Annotated in this window: 22 protein-coding genes and 1 other annotated feature; of the genes, 18 read left to right on the top strand and 4 right to left on the bottom strand. The window is 37.0% G+C overall.

The features are described from left to right. Positions 1-28: 28 nt before the first annotated feature. The 10 genes from FSZ17_RS16855 (at position 29) to pheA (ending at position 7,906) form a co-directional block, all read left to right on the top strand. On the top strand, positions 29-805 hold the full coding sequence (locus tag FSZ17_RS16855) for a M23 family metallopeptidase (protein ID WP_057771741.1): 777 nt from the start codon (positions 29-31) through the stop codon (positions 803-805). After that, the gene (locus FSZ17_RS16850) at positions 798-1,664 is read left to right on the top strand and encodes a M50 family metallopeptidase (protein WP_057771739.1); all 867 of its coding nucleotides are present in this window, start codon (positions 798-800) and stop codon (positions 1,662-1,664) included. Before FSZ17_RS16855 ends, FSZ17_RS16850 begins: the two co-directional genes overlap by 8 nt. A 21-nt stretch (positions 1,665-1,685) precedes the next feature. Next, on the top strand, positions 1,686-3,143 hold the full coding sequence (locus FSZ17_RS16845; RefSeq protein ID WP_057771738.1) for an Rne/Rng family ribonuclease: 1,458 nt from the start codon (positions 1,686-1,688) through the stop codon (positions 3,141-3,143). Between the two features lie 49 nt (positions 3,144-3,192). Then, positions 3,193-3,339: a sequence feature (ribosomal protein L21 leader region), on the top strand. A 13-nt stretch (positions 3,340-3,352) separates the two neighbouring features. Next, positions 3,353-3,661 (top strand): 50S ribosomal protein L21, encoded by a 309-nt coding sequence (gene rplU, locus FSZ17_RS16840; protein ID WP_057771736.1) that lies wholly within the window; start codon positions 3,353-3,355, stop codon positions 3,659-3,661. Positions 3,662-3,671: 10 nt separating this feature from the next. Continuing rightward, positions 3,672-4,016, top strand: a complete 345-nt coding sequence (locus tag FSZ17_RS16835; protein WP_057771734.1) for a ribosomal-processing cysteine protease Prp — start codon at positions 3,672-3,674, stop codon at positions 4,014-4,016. Beyond that, positions 4,017-4,310, top strand: a complete 294-nt coding sequence (rpmA, locus tag FSZ17_RS16830) for a 50S ribosomal protein L27 (protein WP_057771732.1) — start codon at positions 4,017-4,019, stop codon at positions 4,308-4,310. 155 nt (positions 4,311-4,465) lie between these two features. Further along, complete coding sequence (locus FSZ17_RS16825; protein ID WP_057771730.1) at positions 4,466-5,020, top strand: sporulation initiation phosphotransferase B; 555 nt, start codon at positions 4,466-4,468, stop codon at positions 5,018-5,020. Positions 5,021-5,095: 75 nt separating this feature from the next. Then, positions 5,096-6,382, top strand: coding sequence for a GTPase ObgE (gene obgE, locus FSZ17_RS16820; protein ID WP_057771728.1), 1,287 nt, complete (start codon positions 5,096-5,098; stop codon positions 6,380-6,382). Between the two features lie 27 nt (positions 6,383-6,409). Further along, a complete protein-coding gene (locus FSZ17_RS16815) occupies positions 6,410-6,865 on the top strand; it encodes an ACT domain-containing protein (protein ID WP_057771725.1) in 456 nt (151 codons plus the stop codon). A 171-nt stretch (positions 6,866-7,036) separates the two neighbouring features. Continuing rightward, a complete protein-coding gene (gene pheA, locus FSZ17_RS16810) occupies positions 7,037-7,906 on the top strand; it encodes a prephenate dehydratase (protein ID WP_057771723.1) in 870 nt (289 codons plus the stop codon). Between the two features lie 301 nt (positions 7,907-8,207). On the opposite strand, the gene FSZ17_RS16805 is transcribed toward pheA, so the two are convergent. Beyond that, complete coding sequence (locus tag FSZ17_RS16805) at positions 8,208-8,744, bottom strand: transcription repressor NadR (protein WP_057771721.1); 537 nt, start codon at positions 8,742-8,744, stop codon at positions 8,208-8,210. A 208-nt stretch (positions 8,745-8,952) separates the two neighbouring features. On the opposite strand from FSZ17_RS16805, the gene safA reads away from it, so the two are divergent. The 6 genes from safA (at position 8,953) to FSZ17_RS16775 (ending at position 14,746) form a co-directional block, all read left to right on the top strand. Beyond that, a complete protein-coding gene (gene safA, locus FSZ17_RS23965; protein WP_267128889.1) occupies positions 8,953-10,677 on the top strand; it encodes a SafA/ExsA family spore coat assembly protein in 1,725 nt (574 codons plus the stop codon). Next, positions 10,667-11,656, top strand: coding sequence for a phosphotransferase (locus FSZ17_RS16795; protein WP_057771716.1), 990 nt, complete (start codon positions 10,667-10,669; stop codon positions 11,654-11,656). The genes safA and FSZ17_RS16795 overlap by 11 nt, the downstream gene beginning before the upstream one ends. A 434-nt stretch (positions 11,657-12,090) precedes the next feature. Continuing rightward, on the top strand, positions 12,091-12,750 hold the full coding sequence (locus FSZ17_RS16790) for a YhcN/YlaJ family sporulation lipoprotein (RefSeq protein WP_057771714.1): 660 nt from the start codon (positions 12,091-12,093) through the stop codon (positions 12,748-12,750). Positions 12,751-12,879: 129 nt separating this feature from the next. Further along, complete coding sequence (locus FSZ17_RS16785) at positions 12,880-13,260, top strand: GntR family transcriptional regulator (protein WP_057771712.1); 381 nt, start codon at positions 12,880-12,882, stop codon at positions 13,258-13,260. Next, the gene (locus tag FSZ17_RS16780) at positions 13,257-14,129 is read left to right on the top strand and encodes an ABC transporter ATP-binding protein (protein ID WP_057771711.1); all 873 of its coding nucleotides are present in this window, start codon (positions 13,257-13,259) and stop codon (positions 14,127-14,129) included. Before FSZ17_RS16785 ends, FSZ17_RS16780 begins: the two co-directional genes overlap by 4 nt. Continuing rightward, on the top strand, positions 14,117-14,746 hold the full coding sequence (locus tag FSZ17_RS16775) for an ABC-2 transporter permease (protein WP_057771709.1): 630 nt from the start codon (positions 14,117-14,119) through the stop codon (positions 14,744-14,746). The genes FSZ17_RS16780 and FSZ17_RS16775 overlap by 13 nt, the downstream gene beginning before the upstream one ends. A 39-nt stretch (positions 14,747-14,785) precedes the next feature. Here FSZ17_RS16775 and aroD read toward each other — a convergent pair whose 3' ends face one another. Continuing rightward, on the bottom strand, positions 14,786-15,550 hold the full coding sequence (gene aroD, locus FSZ17_RS16770; RefSeq protein WP_057771707.1) for a type I 3-dehydroquinate dehydratase: 765 nt from the start codon (positions 15,548-15,550) through the stop codon (positions 14,786-14,788). A gap of 37 nt (positions 15,551-15,587) precedes the next feature. Then, entirely contained in the window at positions 15,588-16,169 is a 582-nt protein-coding gene (locus FSZ17_RS16765) for a shikimate kinase (protein ID WP_057771701.1), read from the bottom strand. Positions 16,170-16,350: 181 nt separating this feature from the next. Here FSZ17_RS16765 and FSZ17_RS16760 point away from each other — a divergent pair, with 181 nt between their 5' ends. Next, positions 16,351-16,878 carry an intercompartmental signaling factor BofC gene (locus tag FSZ17_RS16760; RefSeq protein WP_057771699.1) on the top strand — a complete coding sequence of 176 codons (528 nt, stop codon included), beginning with the start codon at positions 16,351-16,353 and terminating at the stop codon, positions 16,876-16,878. 222 nt (positions 16,879-17,100) lie between these two features. Here FSZ17_RS16760 and FSZ17_RS16755 read toward each other — a convergent pair whose 3' ends face one another. Then, positions 17,101-17,616: a hypothetical protein gene (locus FSZ17_RS16755; protein WP_057771697.1), complete on the bottom strand. Its 516-nt coding sequence runs from the start codon at positions 17,614-17,616 to the stop codon at positions 17,101-17,103. A gap of 132 nt (positions 17,617-17,748) precedes the next feature. On the opposite strand from FSZ17_RS16755, the gene ruvA reads away from it, so the two are divergent. Next, positions 17,749-18,360, top strand: a complete 612-nt coding sequence (gene ruvA / locus FSZ17_RS16750; protein WP_057771696.1) for a Holliday junction branch migration protein RuvA — start codon at positions 17,749-17,751, stop codon at positions 18,358-18,360. Positions 18,361-18,427: the final 67 nt, after the last annotated feature.

Here is an 18,427-nt window from a genome sequence, read left to right as displayed (position 1 = left end):
AAAGATTGTAAGGGAATGATGGGGAAGTATGAGATCACGAGCAGATGAAATTCGGAAACGAGTGGCGAATAGAAAAAGAGAACATGGAAGAACGACTAAGAATTTAAATAAACAAATGAAGTGGACGGAAGATGAAGAAAGATACGGCTTCGATAAAATATATTCATATGAAGGGAACACTGGTGAGAGAAATCATCCTCTATTTAAAAAAGAATATTTTTTATTTAAAATCCTACTCTCTGCTTGCTTATTTTTGATAGTGGCAATTATGTTTAAAAATAATGCAGAAGCATTTGAGCCTGCAAGAGATTTTGTGGAAAAATCGATGGAGGAAGATTTTCAATTTGTCACTGTTGCCAACTGGTATGAAGATCGTTTCGGAAAACCACTTGCATTATTGCCTTTCAAAGATGATAAAGAAGGCATGAAGGATTCATCACCAAACTCGGAGTATGCCTTGCCCGCATCAGCTAAAATTGTGGAGGATTTCCAAGAGAACGGACAAAGGATCACAATTGAAACGAGCAAAGATGCTGCGGTCGTGGCAATGAGTGAGGGGCTTGTCACATTCGCTGGGAAAAAAGAAGGATTTGGAAAAACAATTGTCATCAAGCATGCGGATAAAAGTGAATCATGGTATGGAAATTTAGATAATATCAATGTTAAATTTATGGATTATATAAAAAAAGGTACAGAGCTAGGATCGGCAACTGCACAGGAAGATGGGATGAATGGTTCTTTTTATTTTGCCATAAAAAAGGGTGATGACTTCATTGACCCTATACAGGTGATTCCATTTGAATAAATTAATAGGATTGATAAAATATATTCATATTCACCCTCTACTTTGGGTAGTGATTGGATTAGCTGTTTTAACCGCTCACTTTTTAGAGTTGTCTCTGCTTTTGCTGATCATTTTTGTTCATGAAATGGGGCATGCTGCAGCAGCGTCTTTTTTTTCGTGGCGGATAAAAAGAATATCTCTATTGCCATTTGGTGGAGTTGCAGAAGTGGATGAGCATGGGAATCGACCATTAAGCGAAGAGGTAATCGTCATCCTTTCTGGTCCTCTTCAGCATCTTTGGATGATAGGGCTGGCATTTATCCTATATCAATTTTCTTTCATTTCCGAAGGGCTATATCACTTATTTATTCAGTATAATTTGATGGTTTTGCTATTTAATCTGTTGCCTATTTGGCCTTTAGATGGAGGAAAATTAGTTTTTCTCTTTTTTTCACTCAAACATGCATTTCCAAATGCACATCGACAAGCGTTGCAAATTTCTATTGGCTGTATGGTTATTTTTGCTGTGATGATTTTATTATTATCACCGTTAAATTTAAATATTTGGGTTATAATCGCATTTTTGCTATTTTCGCTATACCATGAATGGAAGCAAAGCAGATATATTTTTATTCGTTTTCTTCTTGAACGATATTATGGGAAAAACAGTGATGTACGTAAATTAAAACCGCTAGTCGCAAATGATAATGAACTGGTTATTCACGTACTGGAGAAGTTTCAACGTGGCTATAAACACCCAATTATCATTGAAAAGGATGGAAAAGAAATAGGTTCTATGGATGAAAACGAGCTATTACATGCCTATTTTTCAGAAAAGAACGTTACTACTAGGATAGGCGATCTGATATTCGCATACTAATTATTTAAGTGAGGAATTCGTTTGTATACATTGATTATTGACCATTTAACAAGGGAAAAACGCTATGCATTACTAAAGAATAATGAAGTTGAAAAGCTTGTAATCAATCAGCCGAGGCATCAATCATCCGTAGGTAATATATATTTAGGGATTGTTGATAAGGTGCTTCCAGGAATGAACGCTGCTTTCGTCGACCTTGGAGAAGGTAAAAAGGGATATTTGCATAGGGACAAACTTGCTTCATTTGTTCAAGCAGATGACGAAAAAGGGTCTCAAAGTATTACGTCCTATGTCCACCAGGGAGAAAGGATGCTAGTTCAAGTAGAAAAAGATGCAGCAGGAACAAAGGGGCCTCGACTTACGGGCATAATAGAGTTCCAAGGTGAAAACATAATTTATATGCCACATGGAAAATATGTTGCCATTTCCAAAAAAATTGAAGATTATCGTTTGAGAACGGATTTGCGCACCCTAGGCAACGATCTAAAATTCCAAGAAGAGGGCTTTATTTTTCGGACATCTAGCAGTCAGGTGAAACAAGAAAAATTAATAGCAGAAATAGAAGACCTGCGGCAAGAATATAAGGAACTCCTTGCGAAAGCAAACACTTTTAAGAAGCCAAGAATCGTGCTAGAAAAAAATTCTTTTTTAGAAGAGGTCATGAAGGAAATAACAAGAATGGATATTGCTGAAATCATTGTCGATGACCAAGTCATCAAGCATGAAATTCAAAAAAATAGCCATCTAAAGGTCCAGCTTTACAACGGGAAGGAAAATATTTTTTCTGCCTTTCGGTTAGAACATGAATTTGAAAAGGCTTTAAAACGAATTGTTTGGTTAGAGAATGGAGCGTACCTTATTTTTGATGAAGCTGAAGCATTAACCGTCATTGATGTAAATACTGGGAAATTTTCCGGGAAAAATGACCTTCGAGAAACGATTATAAAAACAAATAAATGGGCTGCAATTGAGGCAGTAAGACAAATCCGTCTTCGTGATATCGGGGGCATGATTTTAATTGACTTTATTGATATGAAAGAGGAAAAGGATAAGCTTTGTATTCTAGAAATAATGAAAGCTGAATTAGAGAAGGATGAAAGACGAACGAATCTTGTTGGTTTTACTCCGCTAGGAATTCTCCAACTAACACGAAAAAAAACAAAGCCTGCTATTTCTGAGTCTCTTACAGTTAAGTGCCCATCCTGTGATGGTACAGGGCGAATATTAAGTCCAGAAACGGTTGCTTTTCGCCTGGAGCGTGAACTATGGGAGTATGGTGGAGCAGATCATGAGGCCGTCTTAATCGATACTTCTGAAGACGTGAAAATAGTCTTTTCAGGTGAGCAGAATAGCTATAAAAAGAGAATCGAAGAAATACTTGGACTCGAAATTATTTTTGTTGTAACACAGTCAGAAAAACCCTTTTATGAAATTCGTCAATTCGGAAAACCGGAAGAGTTAAAAAGAAAAGTATATTGACACTTTAAGCCCTTATATGATAGGATTTTAATGTTATGTTTGTAGCGCACCCGTGCTACAACCGCTCAGAACAGGTTTAAGCTTTTGCTCACATATGATTAGCTTTAGTGCCATTTGCTTGAGGTCCTATACTGAAAGCTTAGTACTTTAAGCTTTTCGAGTGAAACGCCTGATGATGGCGAGTCTTAGTCTAAGAGGAGGTGCAGTTCATGTACGCGATTATTGAAACTGGTGGTAAGCAAGTACGAGTAGAAGAAGGTCAAGCTATCTACATCGAAAAGCTAAATTCTGAAGCAGGCGAAACAGTTACTTTTGACAAAGTTCTTTTCGTAGGCGGAGATAGTGTAAAAGTAGGAAGCCCTGTAGTTGAAGGTGCTACTGTTACAGCTAAAGTTGAAAAGCAAGGTCGTGCAAAAAAGATCATTGTTTTCAAGTACAAATCAAAGAAAAACTATCGCAAAAAGCAAGGTCATCGTCAACCATACACTAAAGTTGTGATTGAAAAGATCAACGCTTAAGGCGAGAAAAATGATTAACATTGCGATTAATCGTAAAAGCTCTGGTATGATTCAATCATTTACAATTAGCGGCCATGCCTTCTTTGCTGAAAGAGGGAATGATATCGTCTGTGCAGGCGTATCAGCTGTATCGGTTGGTGCAATTAATGCGGTACATACCTTAACCGGAATTACCCCTGAAATTGAACAAAACGAAGACGGCTTTCTCCGTTGTGTTATTCCGGTCAATTTACCGGAAGAGACAAATGAGAAAATTCAACTTCTTTTAGAAGGAATGGTTGTCTCCTTACAAACGATTGAAGAGCAATACGGGCAGCATATAAAAATGACCTTCAAAAAGCAGGAGGTGGAATAAATGTTATTAAAATTAGATCTTCAATTATTCGCATCTAAAAAGGGAGTAGGTTCTACAAAGAACGGCCGTGACTCAATCTCTAAGCGTCTTGGCGCTAAGCGTGCAGACGGTCAATTCGTAACTGGCGGTTCAATTCTTTACCGTCAACGCGGAACAAGAATCTATCCTGGAGTGAATGTTGGTAAAGGTGGAGATGATACACTTTTCGCGAAAGTGGACGGTGTAGTTAAATTCGAGCGCCTTGGCCGTGATCGTAAGCAAGTTAGCGTATATCCTGTAGCTCAAGAAGCTTAAGCTTCTGGTGGAAACTCTAACCATTAAGGTTAGGGTTTTCTTTTTGGTTTTATATGTTGATAATTTAGTAATAATTGCTTACGGCTGCTTCGTTTTTTGATATACTAACAGCAAGCAGTCTTCTGACACTTAATCTACTGTGTAGGAGTGCATTTATGAGAACAGATTGGAATATGATCGAGGTGCTGCGCTATGCACGCCACGACTGGCTAAATAAAATCCAACTAATAAAAGGCAATCTAGCACTAAATAAAATAGACCGGGCAAAGGAAATTATCGATGAAATAGTTGTAGAGGCCCAGCAGGAAGCTAAGCTTTCTAATTTGAATATTCCTCAATTCGCCTCATTGCTTCTTACATATAATTGGGAAAATCATTTGTTTCAAGTAGAATATGATATATTGGAATGCTCAAAAATCGATCACTTGGACGATGATTTGCTCACAAATTGGACCGACACTTTTTTTGTCTGCCTGAACTCATCTATTAAGCGTTTCCACGAGAATCATTTATCAGTCACAATTGATCCTCAGATAGATGGAACCCGTTTCTTTTTTGATTTTAGAGGAATAATAACAGATAAGAAACAAATTGAGCTATTTTTGGAACAGAGTTCGTCTTTTCCTAAAATAGATGTTCATGCTTTCACAGAAAAAGAGCTTTCCCTGGAATTTTATATCCCTTCAAGAAATAATCCAAAGTCATTATAATTTTCGTATCTACATAGGTAAAACTAACAGTTCTTGCTGTCAGAAAGTAAGGACAGCTAAGACAGGAGGAATAATATGTTTGTCGATCAGGTAAAAATTTATGTTAAAGGTGGAGATGGCGGCAATGGGATGGTCGCTTTTCGCCGCGAAAAATATGTACCAATGGGCGGACCTGCAGGAGGAGACGGAGGAAAAGGCGCTGATGTAGTTTTCGAGGTCAATGAAGGCTTGCGTACTCTAATGGATTTCCGTTATCAACGCCATTTCAAGGCTACTCGTGGTGAACACGGTATGTCCAAAAATCAACATGGCCGAAACGCGAAGGACATGATTGTGAAGGTTCCACCTGGTACTGTTGTAACAGATGCTGAAACAAATGAAGTAATAGCTGACCTAACAGAACATGGGCAGAGGGCGATTATTGCAAAAGGTGGACGGGGCGGCAGAGGTAACACTCGATTTGCAACGCCATCAAATCCTGCTCCTGAATTATCAGAGCATGGAGAGCCTGGAATCGAGAGAGAAGTCGTTCTTGAATTAAAACTTTTAGCAGATGCAGGACTTGTAGGCTTCCCAAGTGTAGGGAAATCAACTCTTTTATCTGTTGTTTCTTCTGCTAGACCGAAAATTGCAGAATATCATTTTACAACAATTGCGCCTAATTTAGGGATGGTAGAAACAGAAGATGGACGCAGCTTTGTTTTAGCCGATCTTCCGGGTTTAATTGAAGGTGCACACTCTGGAGTAGGGCTTGGTCATCAGTTCTTGAGACATATTGAGCGTACACGGGTTATCGTACATGTCATTGATATGGCGGCAATCGAAGGTAGAGATCCTTATGAAGATTATTTAACAATTAATAAGGAATTAAGAGAATATAATTTACGCTTAACCGAAAGGCCTCAAATCATAGTGGCAAATAAAATGGAAATGCCTGGAGCAGAAGATAATCTTCAGAAATTTAGAGAGCAAATGAAAGAAGATTTTCCAATCTTCCCAATCTCCGCTATCACAAGACAAGGGTTAAGAGATTTATTATTTGCTATTGCTGATAAAATTGAAGAAACACCAGAATTCCCATTACATCAAGAAGAAGAAACGGGTGTCCACCGCGTCGTTTATAAACATGAAGCTGACCAAACCGAATTTGTTATCACAAGAGATTCTGCTGGCACATTTATCATTTCTGGTGATGCGATTGAGAAGCTCTTTAAAATGACTGACTTCTCCAGAGATGAATCTATCCGACGTTTTTCTAGACAGCTTCGCGGAATGGGTGTCGATGATGCTCTTCGTGAAAAAGGAGCGAAGGACGGGGATATAGTAAAGCTGCTTGAATATGAATTCGAGTTCATTGAATAATCTCTTAAGTTTAAATGGAGTGTAAATATGAGACATGAAAAATTCGATAAGAAATTTTTCTTAGTTCGGGAAGATGTTCTTCCTGAAGCAATGAAGAAAACATTAGATGCAAAAGAAATGATAGAAAGAGGAAAAGCAGAGTCTGTATGGGATGCTGTTCAAAAGGTTGATTTAAGTAGAAGTGCATTTTATAAATATCGAGATACAGTTTTTCCTTTTCATACTGTTGTCAAAGAAAAAATAATAACATTGTTTTTTTATTTAGAAGATCGCTCAGGTACCCTATCCCAATTATTGAGCGTGGTTGCTTCAGCAGGATGTAATATTCTTACCATTCATCAGACAATTCCTTTACAGGGAAGAGCCAATATTACGCTATCCCTTAATGTAACGAAAATGGAAATTGAAATCGATGAATTGCTAACAAAGTTAAGAAGATTAGAATTTGTAGAAAAGGTTGAGGTGCTTGGTTCAGGTGCATAATGTTATATGTGCGCCTGTTCAGGCACTCATTTTTTTATATGAAGGACTTAGTCTTACAAAAATAAAGTGTATAGGCATCAGACGAATTTTTTAAATTTTTACACACATTCTCTATTTAAAGTGGTAAAGTGTTAGTAATGTATATAGAAGTGATTCAAGGGAGAGATGACCGTGAAGGTAGGGTATTTAGGTCCGAAAGCAACATTTACGGATATTGCTGTTCGTGAAATGTTTCCTGAAGAAAAGACAGTTCCATTTTCAACCATTCCTGATTGCTTCGATGCTTTAATGGGGGATGAAATAGAAATGGCGGTTGTTCCGCTTGAGAACGCACTTGAGGGTACTGTTAATATTACTCTTGATTATTTAGTTCATGAAGTGGACTATCCGATTATTGGAGAAATAACTTGCCCTATTCGCCAGCATTTCATGGTGCATCCAGCTAATTCGAAAAAATGGAAGGAAACTGGAGTCGTATATAGCCATTCACACGCACTTGCACAATGTCATAAGTTTTTACATAAAGAATTAAAGGGGACCCCTTGTGAAAAAACGACATCTACAGCTGCGGCAGCTCAATTTGTGAAGGAAAATCCGGACGTTAAAGCAGGAGCGATAGCAAACGAGCTTGCTGCTAAGGAATATGGACTTGAGATTGTTCGCGAGGATATTCACGATGTAAGCTATAATCATACTCGATTTATTGTACTTTCAAAGAATCCATTTCCTTTTCGTGAAAAGAAAGCCTCTTTTAAGGGCTTCAAAACAACTGTCATGATTACATTGCCTTCAGATCGTGCAGGAGCTTTGCATCAAGTGCTTTCTGCTTTTGCATGGAGAAAGTTAAACCTTTCAAAAATCGAATCAAGGCCTATGAAAACAGGACTCGGTAATTATTTCTTTATCATTGATGTTGACATGAGGAAGGACGATGTTTTAATACCTGGTGTCGTATCGGAATTAGAGGCATTGGATTGTAAAGTAAAAATTTTAGGAAGCTATCCTTATTATCAGGTTGGAATGGAAAAATGTAAGGTTTAATACAAAAAGCATACAAAAGGATCCTTTCTTAAAATGAGGATAGCTTTTTTGAGTTTGTGAACTGTCTAGCTCCAGCGCCTACCCCCTCGACGACAAAAACGCCACGTCCTATGGCATTGTCGCCACTAGCACGTCCTGTGCGTCGGAGGTCACAAGCCAATCCTCCCAGAAAGGTAAAGAACACCTTTCCGAGAGGCTCGTCTTGTGCTTGTCGGGGGTGGGCACTAAGGAAATCTCCTTAGAATAATCACCGCAGGAACAATCGGTTTCTTGATTGTTCCGAAGGCGCTTCCGCTTTTCTTTATTCAACTAAAAAATTGGCTCTTTTTAATGCTTGAACTGCTTCGTCCAGTTTCTGTTCGGAGCCTGCTGAAATGGTGTGAAGGTGAATTCCTTCAGTAAGCTCGGATAAGTAAGAGGCTTTCGTCGCTTTTATTTTTTCGATGAATTCTTTAACCTCTTTCCGGTTTGAAACCATGACAGAGGCTGTTAAGTCCCCATATACTGGGTGTTCGATCCTTACATCCTTGACTGTAACTCCGTGGTCTACTAGTAAATTAAGCTCATCTTCTGTTCTGTCAGGAGGATGTGAACTAGCTATTGTTCGTTCAATCGTATTTGCAAGGGATCCCTGTACTAAATACATATACCCTTGGCTTGTTGCTATAATAGGTTCTCCTTTTGCTTTTAACAAAGTAATATCACCAACAATAACCTGTCTGCTCACATTTGCTCTAGTAGCAAGATCGCCTCCAGTTATGGGTTCCCCTTTTTCTTTCAATAGCTGGAGCAGAAGCTCTCTTCTTTCCTCGCCGAGCACTTTTTTCTGTTCCTTCATTTTATTATCTCCCTTATAACCACAATAATGATTCATTTTATCACAATTGACTAGCTATTAAAAAATTTTTTATGTTTTATTATTCCAGTGGAAATACTGACTCTAATCATATTTTTAATATTATTTGCATAAGTTTTTGTGTAGATTATTAGCAATTTGCCCATTTTGTCATACACTATATGGACATTTGACTAGGAGGGAAATCAGAGTGAAGATCCATATCGTACAAAAAGGGGATACTCTATGGAAGATCGCCAAAAAGTACGGCGTGAATTTTGAAGAGCTGAAAAAGTTAAATACACAGCTCAGCAATCCTGATATGATTATGCCCGGTATGAAGATAAAGGTTCCTGGACCAGGAGGATCCATAAAAAAAGAAGCTCCGATTGGGGGCGTGCCGGATGCAAAAATCAAGATGGGTGCCAAAAAGGAAATGCCGATAACAGAACACCCTTTTGCAAAAGAAAAACCGATTACATTACCAGTGACGGAAGCACCAAAAGGAGTCCCTGTTAAGGAAGCGCCGAAAAAAGAAGCTCCAATCGTTGCACCCCCGAAAAAGGAATTACCTAAAGCTCCAGTAGCAGAGTTACCGAAAGTAACGGCACCACAGGTTGAAATTCCAAAGGAAGTGCCGGTTAAACCTTATATTCCAAAAATGCCAAAACCAATCATGCCAGAAATAGAAATCAATAAATATTATTTTCAACAGCCGGCTCCAAAACAATTACCAAAACAATTGCCGAAAGAAATACCACATTTGCAGCCACAGATACCACCAAAACAACTGCCAAAGCAAATTCCAATACAACAACCAGTTTCAGTGCAACCACCAAAACAACTGCCAAAGCAAATTCCAATACAACAACCAGTTTCAGTGCAACCACCAAAACAACTGCCAAAGCAAATTCCAATACAACAACCAGTTTCGGTGCAACCACCAAAACAATTGCCACAACTGCCACCAAAACCAGTAAATATCCTTCCACAAGCAAAACCAATTGCTATGGAAAGTCCTGAAAGTGAATCAATTTATCATACACACCAAGGAGGGTTTTATCAGCCAATGTATCCATATCATCCGAGTTGTTTTTATCCTGTTTCTCCAGTCATGCCTGGCTCTGGTTTTCATGGAGGATATCCAAGTCAGCAAATGCCGTATCCACAAGTTCATGGTGCAGCAACAATGCCTATGCAGCAAATGCCTTTAATGCCTAGCTATGGAGTAGCAGGGGTTGAAAGTCCAGCATATATGGAATCTTCTTCGTACATGCCAATGTATCATCATCAGATGCCGCATCATGTTCAGACATTACCAGCAGAAGCAGGAATGCAAGCACCAGCACCAGTAATGGGTGTTGCGGAGCATCAATACCCTCTTCAACCAACTTACACGGCACCTGCAATGCAGCCAGCATATGGGCATCCATGCCCTCCTTATCCAACTCATATGATCCCAGTTTCTCCAATCATGCCTGGTTCTGGTTTTTGTGAACCAATGCCTTATGGGCACATGCCCTATGGTTATCCACAAATGGGAGCAATGCCTCTAGTTCAGGGGGTAATGGAAGAATCTCCAGGAATGGCACAAATGCCAATCATGCCATCGTACAGTCAAATGCCGGTTATGCCGGCAGAAGCACAAAAGCCTCTAATGCCAGTAATGGGTGCAGAATCTGATTGCGGATGTGGTGGAGGTGTTCCACAAATGTATCCTGGTGCATATGGTCCAGGTTATCGTACACCAGGCATGTACGATATGGGTTTAACTCCTCAGTATGGAGTACCATACGGACAGCCACAAGTGCCATACGAACAGCCACAAGCGCCATATATGAATCCATATGGTAGTCCTTATGGATATGACCCGATGGATGACCATGCGTTCGGAATGCCACGAAGCATTGAAGAAAGCAGTGAATATGGCGATTAAAAAAAATAATGGAGGAGACGATTTATTTGTTAATCGTCTCTTCTCCTATTTACAAAAGCAGCTCACGATCCAAATTGATGAAATAATTCCAATTCGAAAACATGTTTACTTTGTAAAATCTAAAGAAACTAATTTTATTTTAAAAGGCTATTCGTCGAATAATCGTTTATTAGTACAAAATGATTTTTTAACAGCATTAAAACAAGAAGGATTTGAGAAGACTTATTCTTTTTACCAATTAGCTAAAAAACCACCGCTTCACTTCGGAAACTTATTCTATGGTTGTCTTGAATATATACATCCATCTGAAAAAAGGTTTACGTATCATTCCCGTGAAGATCAGTTAGAAGGGCTTGAAGTATTATCTCAATTCCATGAACTAACAGAAAATTTAATACATCGATTTGAAAGGATCATTCCTTCTTTTAAGCAATTGGAAAAATGGAAGGAAAGATCCGCCATGTTTATGAAAAATCTTCACGTATTAAGATATTATGTACAAAAGGAAATATTGAATGAGGTACTATATTGGGCTGACTGGTCAATAAAAGGAATACAGGTAGAGTCAAATTTTTTTCAAGCTGAAAAAAAAGTTATTCTCCATGGTGATGTGGCTCATCATAATTTTTTACGTTCGAAAAATGACATTGTATATCTGATTGATTTCGATTTGATTAGCATTGGAAACCCAATTACAGATTTACTACAATATGCGAATCGGATATTGCCCTTTTTAAATTGGTCCCTGCCTGAGCTATCTAAATATGAACGCTTTTCTCAAGCTTTGAAGGAAAAGGGATTTTTATATGCACTAGCATATCCGACAGATATATTCAGGGAATGGAATCGGGCAATTAGAGAAAGATCATATTTCCAGCCAGAAAAAATGAAGCAATTATTTGAAATAACCATTGGACAATTTAAAGAGAGAAAGGAATTTTTTCAGGCATTACAAGAGAAAGTTTTAGAAATCGGCTAATTTTTATCGCAGATTAACGGGCAGTAAGACCCCCACTTCAAGTTTGCGAGAAAATCAAAGAAACCTAAGTGGGGGGATCAACTGCCCGTAAAGGCCCGTAAAATGAACACAGACTAAAAGCGCCACATCGTGTGGCAACGTCTGCGTGACACACTTCCTGTGGGCCGCAACTAACCATCAGTGGGGGATGAAAACCGACTAAGAACGCCACATCCTGTGGCAACGTCGGCACTAGCACGTCCTGTGCTTCGAAAAACCCCCACTGATGGAAGTTTCACTTTATAATTGGACGTAACTGTCAGAATGAAAGTCCCCCAATCCTGCCACCATATTAATGAGCATATTGCTTATGCAAGAGTGTAAACAAAGTATAATTTGTTACCTTTTCAGGCATATTGCTCATGCTTGTTAGATTAGCGAGGGGGGCTTTTCGCTTGAATAAGAAGCTATTTGTGTTTCCAGTTGCAGTGATCATGTCATTAGGTTTAGCTGGCTGTGGGATGAACGATGAAGCTGCAGTTCAGGATCGATATAATGATTCCATGCAGCCAGTAGGCTACTATTCAAATGAAAACCATGAGAATCGTGGAGGCAATGCCCAAATTCTTGATGGTGCAGATAATGACGGTCCAGTAACTGAGATGATGGATCATTCAATGGGTGAAGAAGGGCAAGCATACCGTAATAACGGAAATAATACGTTCAGCCGAAATGATGAAAATTACCATGGACATTTAGGCTATAATGTACGCAAAGCAAAAAGCTCTTATTATGAAGCATATGATGGGAAGTTAGTTGATAATATTAATAATGCCGCTCATGTAAGCAATGTTAAAGATGTCCAATCAGTTGTTAAAGGAAATGATGTCCTCATTGCTGTGCTTCTTGTAGACAATGATCGCGAAAAGGAAACGATAGCAAATATTCAACAAGCAGTTCAGCCGTATTTAAATGGGAAGAAAAGTACAATTGTAACAAATCCATCTACTTATAATCGTATAAAAGTAATTGATAATGATCTAAGAGATGGCGGTCCGCGAGATCAAATTAATTTAGATGTTGATAATTTGTTCAGTACGAATGCAAATAAATAAAGAATTATGAAAAGAGTAAAGCATTGTAGCTTTACTCTTTTTTTGTGTTTGTACTAAAGGAGAACATTGACAATTATGTATATAGTGTATATATTATATATATACACTATATAAAGTGCAGGTGGATAAATGAAAATAATTATTTCAAATACTTCAAAAGAACCTATTTATGAGCAAATCATAAAACAAATTAAGGAGCTTGTTTTAAAAGGCGAGCTGCAAGAAAGTGATTCTCTGCCTTCTATTCGTCAGCTTGCGAAAGATTTGCAAATTAGTGTCATTACGACAAAGAGGGCTTATGAGGAATTGGAGAAAGATGGATTTATTGTTTCCGTAGTTGGCAAGGGGTCGTTTATTGCAAGTCAAAATAAAGAGTTATTAAAAGAACGTAGATTAAAAATAATGGAGGAAAAGTTAATTGAAATAATTGAAGAAAGCAAAATCATCGATCTTTCAAAGGAAGAGTTAATAGAAATGGTACTAATTTTGTATGGGGATGATGTGATATGACAAATGTAGTTGAATTTAAAAAGGTTACAAAATCATTTAAAAATTTTTCATTAAAGGACGTTTCTTTTTCAATAAAAAAGGGATATGTTACAGGATTTATCGGGGCTAATGGTGCTGGTAAAAGTACAACGATAAAATTATTAATGAATTTATTAAGAAAGGAAAGCGGAGAAATAACCATTTTTGGCCTGGATCAAGATAAGCATAATCAAGCAATCAAAGAACGGATTGGTTTTGTATATGACGAGAATTGCTTTTATGAAACATTATCTATTCGTGAGCTGCGAAAAATAATTGCACCAATGTACCAGAAATGGAATGACGATATTTTTTATAAGTATATTGATCAATTTCATTTACCCGAGAAGCAGGTGATTAAAAGCTTTTCTAAAGGAATGAAAATGAAAATGGCGATTGCCTTTGCAATCAGCCATGACCCTGAATTCATTATTATGGATGAACCAACATCAGGACTAGACCCCGTTTTTAGAAGAGAAATTTTAGAACTATTGCATGATATTATGCTGGATGAACAAAAAACAATCTTTTTTTCAACTCATATTACAACAGATTTAGATCGAATAGCAGATTATATTACATACATTCATAGAGGGAGAATTTTGTTGTCAAAGGAAAGAGATGAGCTGCTTTCTGAATACGGAATTGTTAAGGGGAGCACTGATTTATTAGATCGTGATATAGAAAAGGAATTTGTCAGTATTCGAAAGACAAATGTTGGATTTGAGGCTCTAACAAGCGATGTGAAGAAAACAAAAGAGATTTTTGGTCATGAAGTATTAATTGAAAAACCAACTCTAGAAGACATCATGTATTATACAAATAAGGGGGATTTGACATGTACTCGTTGATTTTAAAGGATTATCTTATGTTAAAAAGGATGATTTTACTAATCACTTGTGTTATTGCTTTTTTTCATATTCTGCAGAATCCCCCAACTTTAGCCATTTCAATGGCAGGCATTTTTTTCATATCAAGTGTTGGCAGCTTTGAAGATCGCAGCAATTCTCATATTATGTTAAACAGTTTGCCGTTAAATCGAAAAAATATTATCTCATCAAAATATGTTGGGGCTCTAATTTTTGGAGTATTCGCCGTTATGATGTCCGTTATATTTCAAGCAGTGTTTTACTTTGTTTTTCATATTTACGATCATCCATTTCCAGAGGTTAAACATTTATTCATCGGTATGCTTTGTATCCTTTTATTTACCTCAATCTATTTCCCAATTTTATATAAATTTGGGGAGAAATATACAAGAATTGTTACGATGTTTTTAGTCATTGCTATTATTGCGTTTGGACAAATTATGATGTATTTATTGAAAGATCAAGTGCTTGAAATTCAGCAATTTTTAAGCCAGTTTACTGTGAATCAGTTGATATTTGCTGGTGGCTTAATTATAGCAATCATTTATTTAGTATCTTGGTTTTGTACGATAAAAATTTATGAAGCAAAAGATTTTTAAATGGTATAAAACAAGGGACAGAGCCAAAAGACTCTGTCCCTAAAGGTTTTGGTGCAAAATGTTTATCATATTTTTCAATTCAGTAACAGCAATTTGACCAGGTGCAGAAGCTTTTTTTGCAGCCCCAAATGTCAGTGCTGAACCGAATAACTCTCCTGCTAACCGGCTGATAACGCCTTGCCCGCTCATTGACATCGTAATAATCGGTCTATCGGTAAATTGCTCCTTCATTGTGCAGGTTGCGTCAAGCAAGGTTAACACATCTGCGGCACATGTTGGCATGACAGCAATTTTTGGCATATCAGCTCCCAATTCTTGAGCACGAATTAATCGAGAAATAATTTCTTCTTTTGATGGAGTTTTCTTGAATTCATGATTAGAAAGTATGACATAGACATTATGAGAATGGGCAAAATCGACAAGTTCTTTCACGACATCTTCATCATTAAATAACTCAACATCAATAATATCTACGAATCCAGAGTCTATAATGGCTTTATTTAAAGCTACGTAATAATCAAGGTGAATTTCCTTTTCGCCTCCCTCTTTCAAACTGCGGAAGGTAAATATGAGCGGCTTGGAAGGGAGGATAGAATGTATCTCTCTAATTGCTGTTATCACTTCCTCCATTTCGTCAACAAGTTCGAAATAATCTGCTCGCCATTCGATCACATCCATGTGAAGGGTTTGGAGGAATAGTGCTTCCTCTTTTAACTGTTCTAACGTTCTCCCGATTAGTGGGACGCAGATCTTTGGTACACCTTCTCCAATTACGATATCCTTTACTATTACTGTTTTCATCATTTTCCCACTCCAAAAACAAATATTTATTTTTTCTTAATTAACCCTTTATATTTTTTAAGGATTCTAAAATTTTAGTGGATATTTCTTCAGCACTTAAATGTTCGCATTCTATTTTAAAATGATTTTTCGAATATACTTCCTGTCTTTTATTAAAAATCTCTTCTATTTCCCCCATTGATTTCCCTTGTAAAACAGGCCTGCTTTCAATGATTAATGGAAATCTATTTTTCCAGCTATCCCAAGGTAAATGTAAGTAAATAACAATACAATTGTCCATGCAGACATTCCTAATTTCTTCTTGTAAGAATGCTCCCCCGCCTAGTGAAATCACATGGAATCTTTCTTGGCACAATTTTGTTATAAATTCTTTTTCTTTTTTTCTAAAATGTTCTTCTCCTAAAGTATTAAAAATCTGAGTAATAGGCATTTGATATTCTTTTTCTATTTCTACGTCGGTATCAATAAAATCACGGTCAAGTTTATTGGCTATTAATTCTCCAATAGTCGTTTTTCCAACTCCCATAAACCCTATAAATACAATACTCTTCTTTTTCAAAGGAATTTCATGATTTGACAAAACATTGTATCCCCCTATGTAAATGAATGAATAACTTGACATAATTATAGTTCTTCTTAGATAGGAAAAACAGTTCATTCTCATCGATTTTCATTCTAATATGTGAACAGTAAGTAGATTTGTAAATTGTTAAAAATATCCGGATAAGCTAGATAAAAATGGTCACAATATAGAATGAAGAGTCAAGCTTTTAAGCACCGCCATTAAAACGAGGTGATCTATTTTGAGAACCAAATCGGTTTCTGTCGTTATTGTAACCGTAGTTCTATTCTTTCATTATGCAAATACTCCATTAGCCAAAGAAAATATAGAGAATAAAGGATCAATTGAGGATCCCCTTCAAATAAGTGTTATTTTAGAACAAATGTACATGGATGGAGAAGTGAGTCAGGAAGTATTAAAAGAAACTATTTGGTCTATGGAAGAGTTTTGGGCTAAATATGAGGATTGGGAGCTTATAGAAATGGAAGAGGATAAAATTATCTTCCGCAGGTATATGGATGATATTTCACCATTATTAAAAACAAATGGCTATTTCGGCATTACAGATGATGGAGTATTGACGATTTTTAATGGGAGACCTCAAAAGTCGAAAATCATTCAGTCATTTTTTCAAATTGATTTAGGTCGGCTGGAAAGCAAAAAATGTGAGGAACTAAAAAAAGGCATTCCGATAAAATCGAAGGAACAATATGTCGAAGTGCTAGAAACCTTTAAAACCTATTCAAAAGTAGAAAAACAAGCAAGGTAACAAGAAAAGCGGAAGCGCCCGGCTCAAGAAGGAACGCGGACAAAGAACGCCACGTCCTGTAGCAATGTCCGCATGACCCACATCCTGTGGGCCTCAAGCATAAGACAAGCCGGCATAAAGGTTGCTCTTTAACCTTTGTGACGGATTGGTTTATGACCTCGAGCCGATGGCGCTTGTCAAATAGAAAAGCGGAAGCGCCTGGTAAAGGTGCTTCCGCTTTTTTTATTCTACACTTGTCACAATATATTGATTGTCCACTAATTCAATAGAATAAATTTTATTATCCGCTATTTTAATTGTTGCTTTATTTTTATCCCCTTCGATTGTTACATCATCTTGATTTGTATCCAAGAAAGAAGGAGTGAAATATGGTTCTGAATTGACAATTAGTTGTCCTTCAGGTGTTTTTTTGTCTGTTGCATAATGAGTATAGATGCTTTTAGCTACATCCTCACTATAATACTTTGAAAGAAATTCCACTGCTTTATTTTCATCAGAGAAACTACTATTAATAATAGGTGTTGTTCCATCCGCTGCTGTTTCTTTGTGGAATATCTCGTTAACCTTCAATTCTGCTACCCTAACGGAATTATACATTTTCGATTTATCTGTATCTGTAAGTTCTTTCGTTTCTTTTTGCTCAGTATCTGTTTTTGTTTCTTGATCTTTCGAAGATGAGCAGCCTGCAACAGCTAATAACAGTGATAAAATTGTTAAAAATACAAAAAGTTTTTTCATGTCTGAATCCTCCAATCAATTTAACAACTTTTCCATTATAATGAAACTTTAATGATTTTTGCAACCTTTTATAAAACGAAATGAATTAAAATATGATACAATGATGTACAGCAAATCAGAGGAGCGAGTGTTTTGTATGAATTTATTAAAGGCCGAGTTGACTATATTGGGCCGGAGTTTATAGTAATCGAAAATAATGGAATCGGTTATCAAATATCTACTCCTAATCCATTTAGTTTTACAAAGGAATATGGACAAGAAGTAAAAGTTTTTACTTACCACCATGTTAGGCAAGATGTAATAGCATTATACGGATTTCATTCTCGAGAAGAGAAAACATTGTTTATTAAACTATTAGATGTAACGGGAATTGGTCCAAAAGGGGCTTTGGCGATTCTAGCTTCAGGTGAACCTGAACAAGTAGTCCAAGCAATCGAAAATGAGGACGAAGCTTTTCTTGTTAAATTCCCTGGTGTTGGCAAGAAAACAGCTAGGCAAATGATTCTTGATTTAAAAGGAAAATTAGAAGCAATTGTGCCGGATTACTTTCCAGATTTATTTTCTCAGGATAAGCTACAGCATCTAGCAAGCAAGAATGCTCCAGAATTTGAGGAGGCCATTCTCGCATTGAAAGCACTTGGATATTCAGAGAAGGAAATTAAGAAGATTTCACCTGAGCTCAAGAACGAAAAGCTTACAACCGACCAATACATAAAGAAAGCTTTACAAAGTCTTTTGAAATAATGCTCTGGTAATGTAAAATATTGAATTTGTCTGAATGATAATGCGGGCGGATTCATTTAATATTGTG

It is taken from the genome of Cytobacillus dafuensis (genome assembly GCF_007995155.1).
In the GTDB taxonomy this organism is placed as follows: Bacteria; Bacillota; Bacilli; order Bacillales; family Cytobacillaceae; genus Cytobacillus; species Cytobacillus dafuensis.
This window is presented reverse-complemented; position numbering and strand designations above follow the sequence as displayed.

What these genes read in the sequence shown, in the direction of transcription:
- FSZ17_RS16855 (WP_057771741.1), top strand. Translation starts at nt 29, where the DNA reads ATGAGATCACGAGCAGATGAAATTCGGAAACGAGTGGCGAATAGAAAA.
- rplU (WP_057771736.1), top strand. Translation starts at nt 3,353, where the DNA reads ATGTACGCGATTATTGAAACTGGTGGTAAGCAAGTACGAGTAGAAGAA.
- FSZ17_RS16835 (WP_057771734.1), top strand. Translation starts at nt 3,672, where the DNA reads ATGATTAACATTGCGATTAATCGTAAAAGCTCTGGTATGATTCAATCA.
- rpmA (WP_057771732.1), top strand. Translation starts at nt 4,017, where the DNA reads ATGTTATTAAAATTAGATCTTCAATTATTCGCATCTAAAAAGGGAGTA.
- FSZ17_RS16825 (WP_057771730.1), top strand. Translation starts at nt 4,466, where the DNA reads ATGAGAACAGATTGGAATATGATCGAGGTGCTGCGCTATGCACGCCAC.
- obgE (WP_057771728.1), top strand. Translation starts at nt 5,096, where the DNA reads ATGTTTGTCGATCAGGTAAAAATTTATGTTAAAGGTGGAGATGGCGGC.
- FSZ17_RS16815 (WP_057771725.1), top strand. Translation starts at nt 6,410, where the DNA reads ATGAGACATGAAAAATTCGATAAGAAATTTTTCTTAGTTCGGGAAGAT.
- FSZ17_RS16805 (WP_057771721.1), bottom strand. Translation starts at nt 8,744, where the DNA reads ATGAAGGAACAGAAAAAAGTGCTCGGCGAGGAAAGAAGAGAGCTTCTG.
- FSZ17_RS16795 (WP_057771716.1), top strand. Translation starts at nt 10,667, where the DNA reads ATGGCGATTAAAAAAAATAATGGAGGAGACGATTTATTTGTTAATCGT.
- FSZ17_RS16785 (WP_057771712.1), top strand. Translation starts at nt 12,880, where the DNA reads ATGAAAATAATTATTTCAAATACTTCAAAAGAACCTATTTATGAGCAA.
- FSZ17_RS16780 (WP_057771711.1), top strand. Translation starts at nt 13,257, where the DNA reads ATGACAAATGTAGTTGAATTTAAAAAGGTTACAAAATCATTTAAAAAT.
- FSZ17_RS16775 (WP_057771709.1), top strand. Translation starts at nt 14,117, where the DNA reads ATGTACTCGTTGATTTTAAAGGATTATCTTATGTTAAAAAGGATGATT.
- aroD (WP_057771707.1), bottom strand. Translation starts at nt 15,550, where the DNA reads ATGATGAAAACAGTAATAGTAAAGGATATCGTAATTGGAGAAGGTGTA.
- FSZ17_RS16765 (WP_057771701.1), bottom strand. Translation starts at nt 16,169, where the DNA reads ATGTCAAGTTATTCATTCATTTACATAGGGGGATACAATGTTTTGTCA.
- FSZ17_RS16755 (WP_057771697.1), bottom strand. Translation starts at nt 17,616, where the DNA reads ATGAAAAAACTTTTTGTATTTTTAACAATTTTATCACTGTTATTAGCT.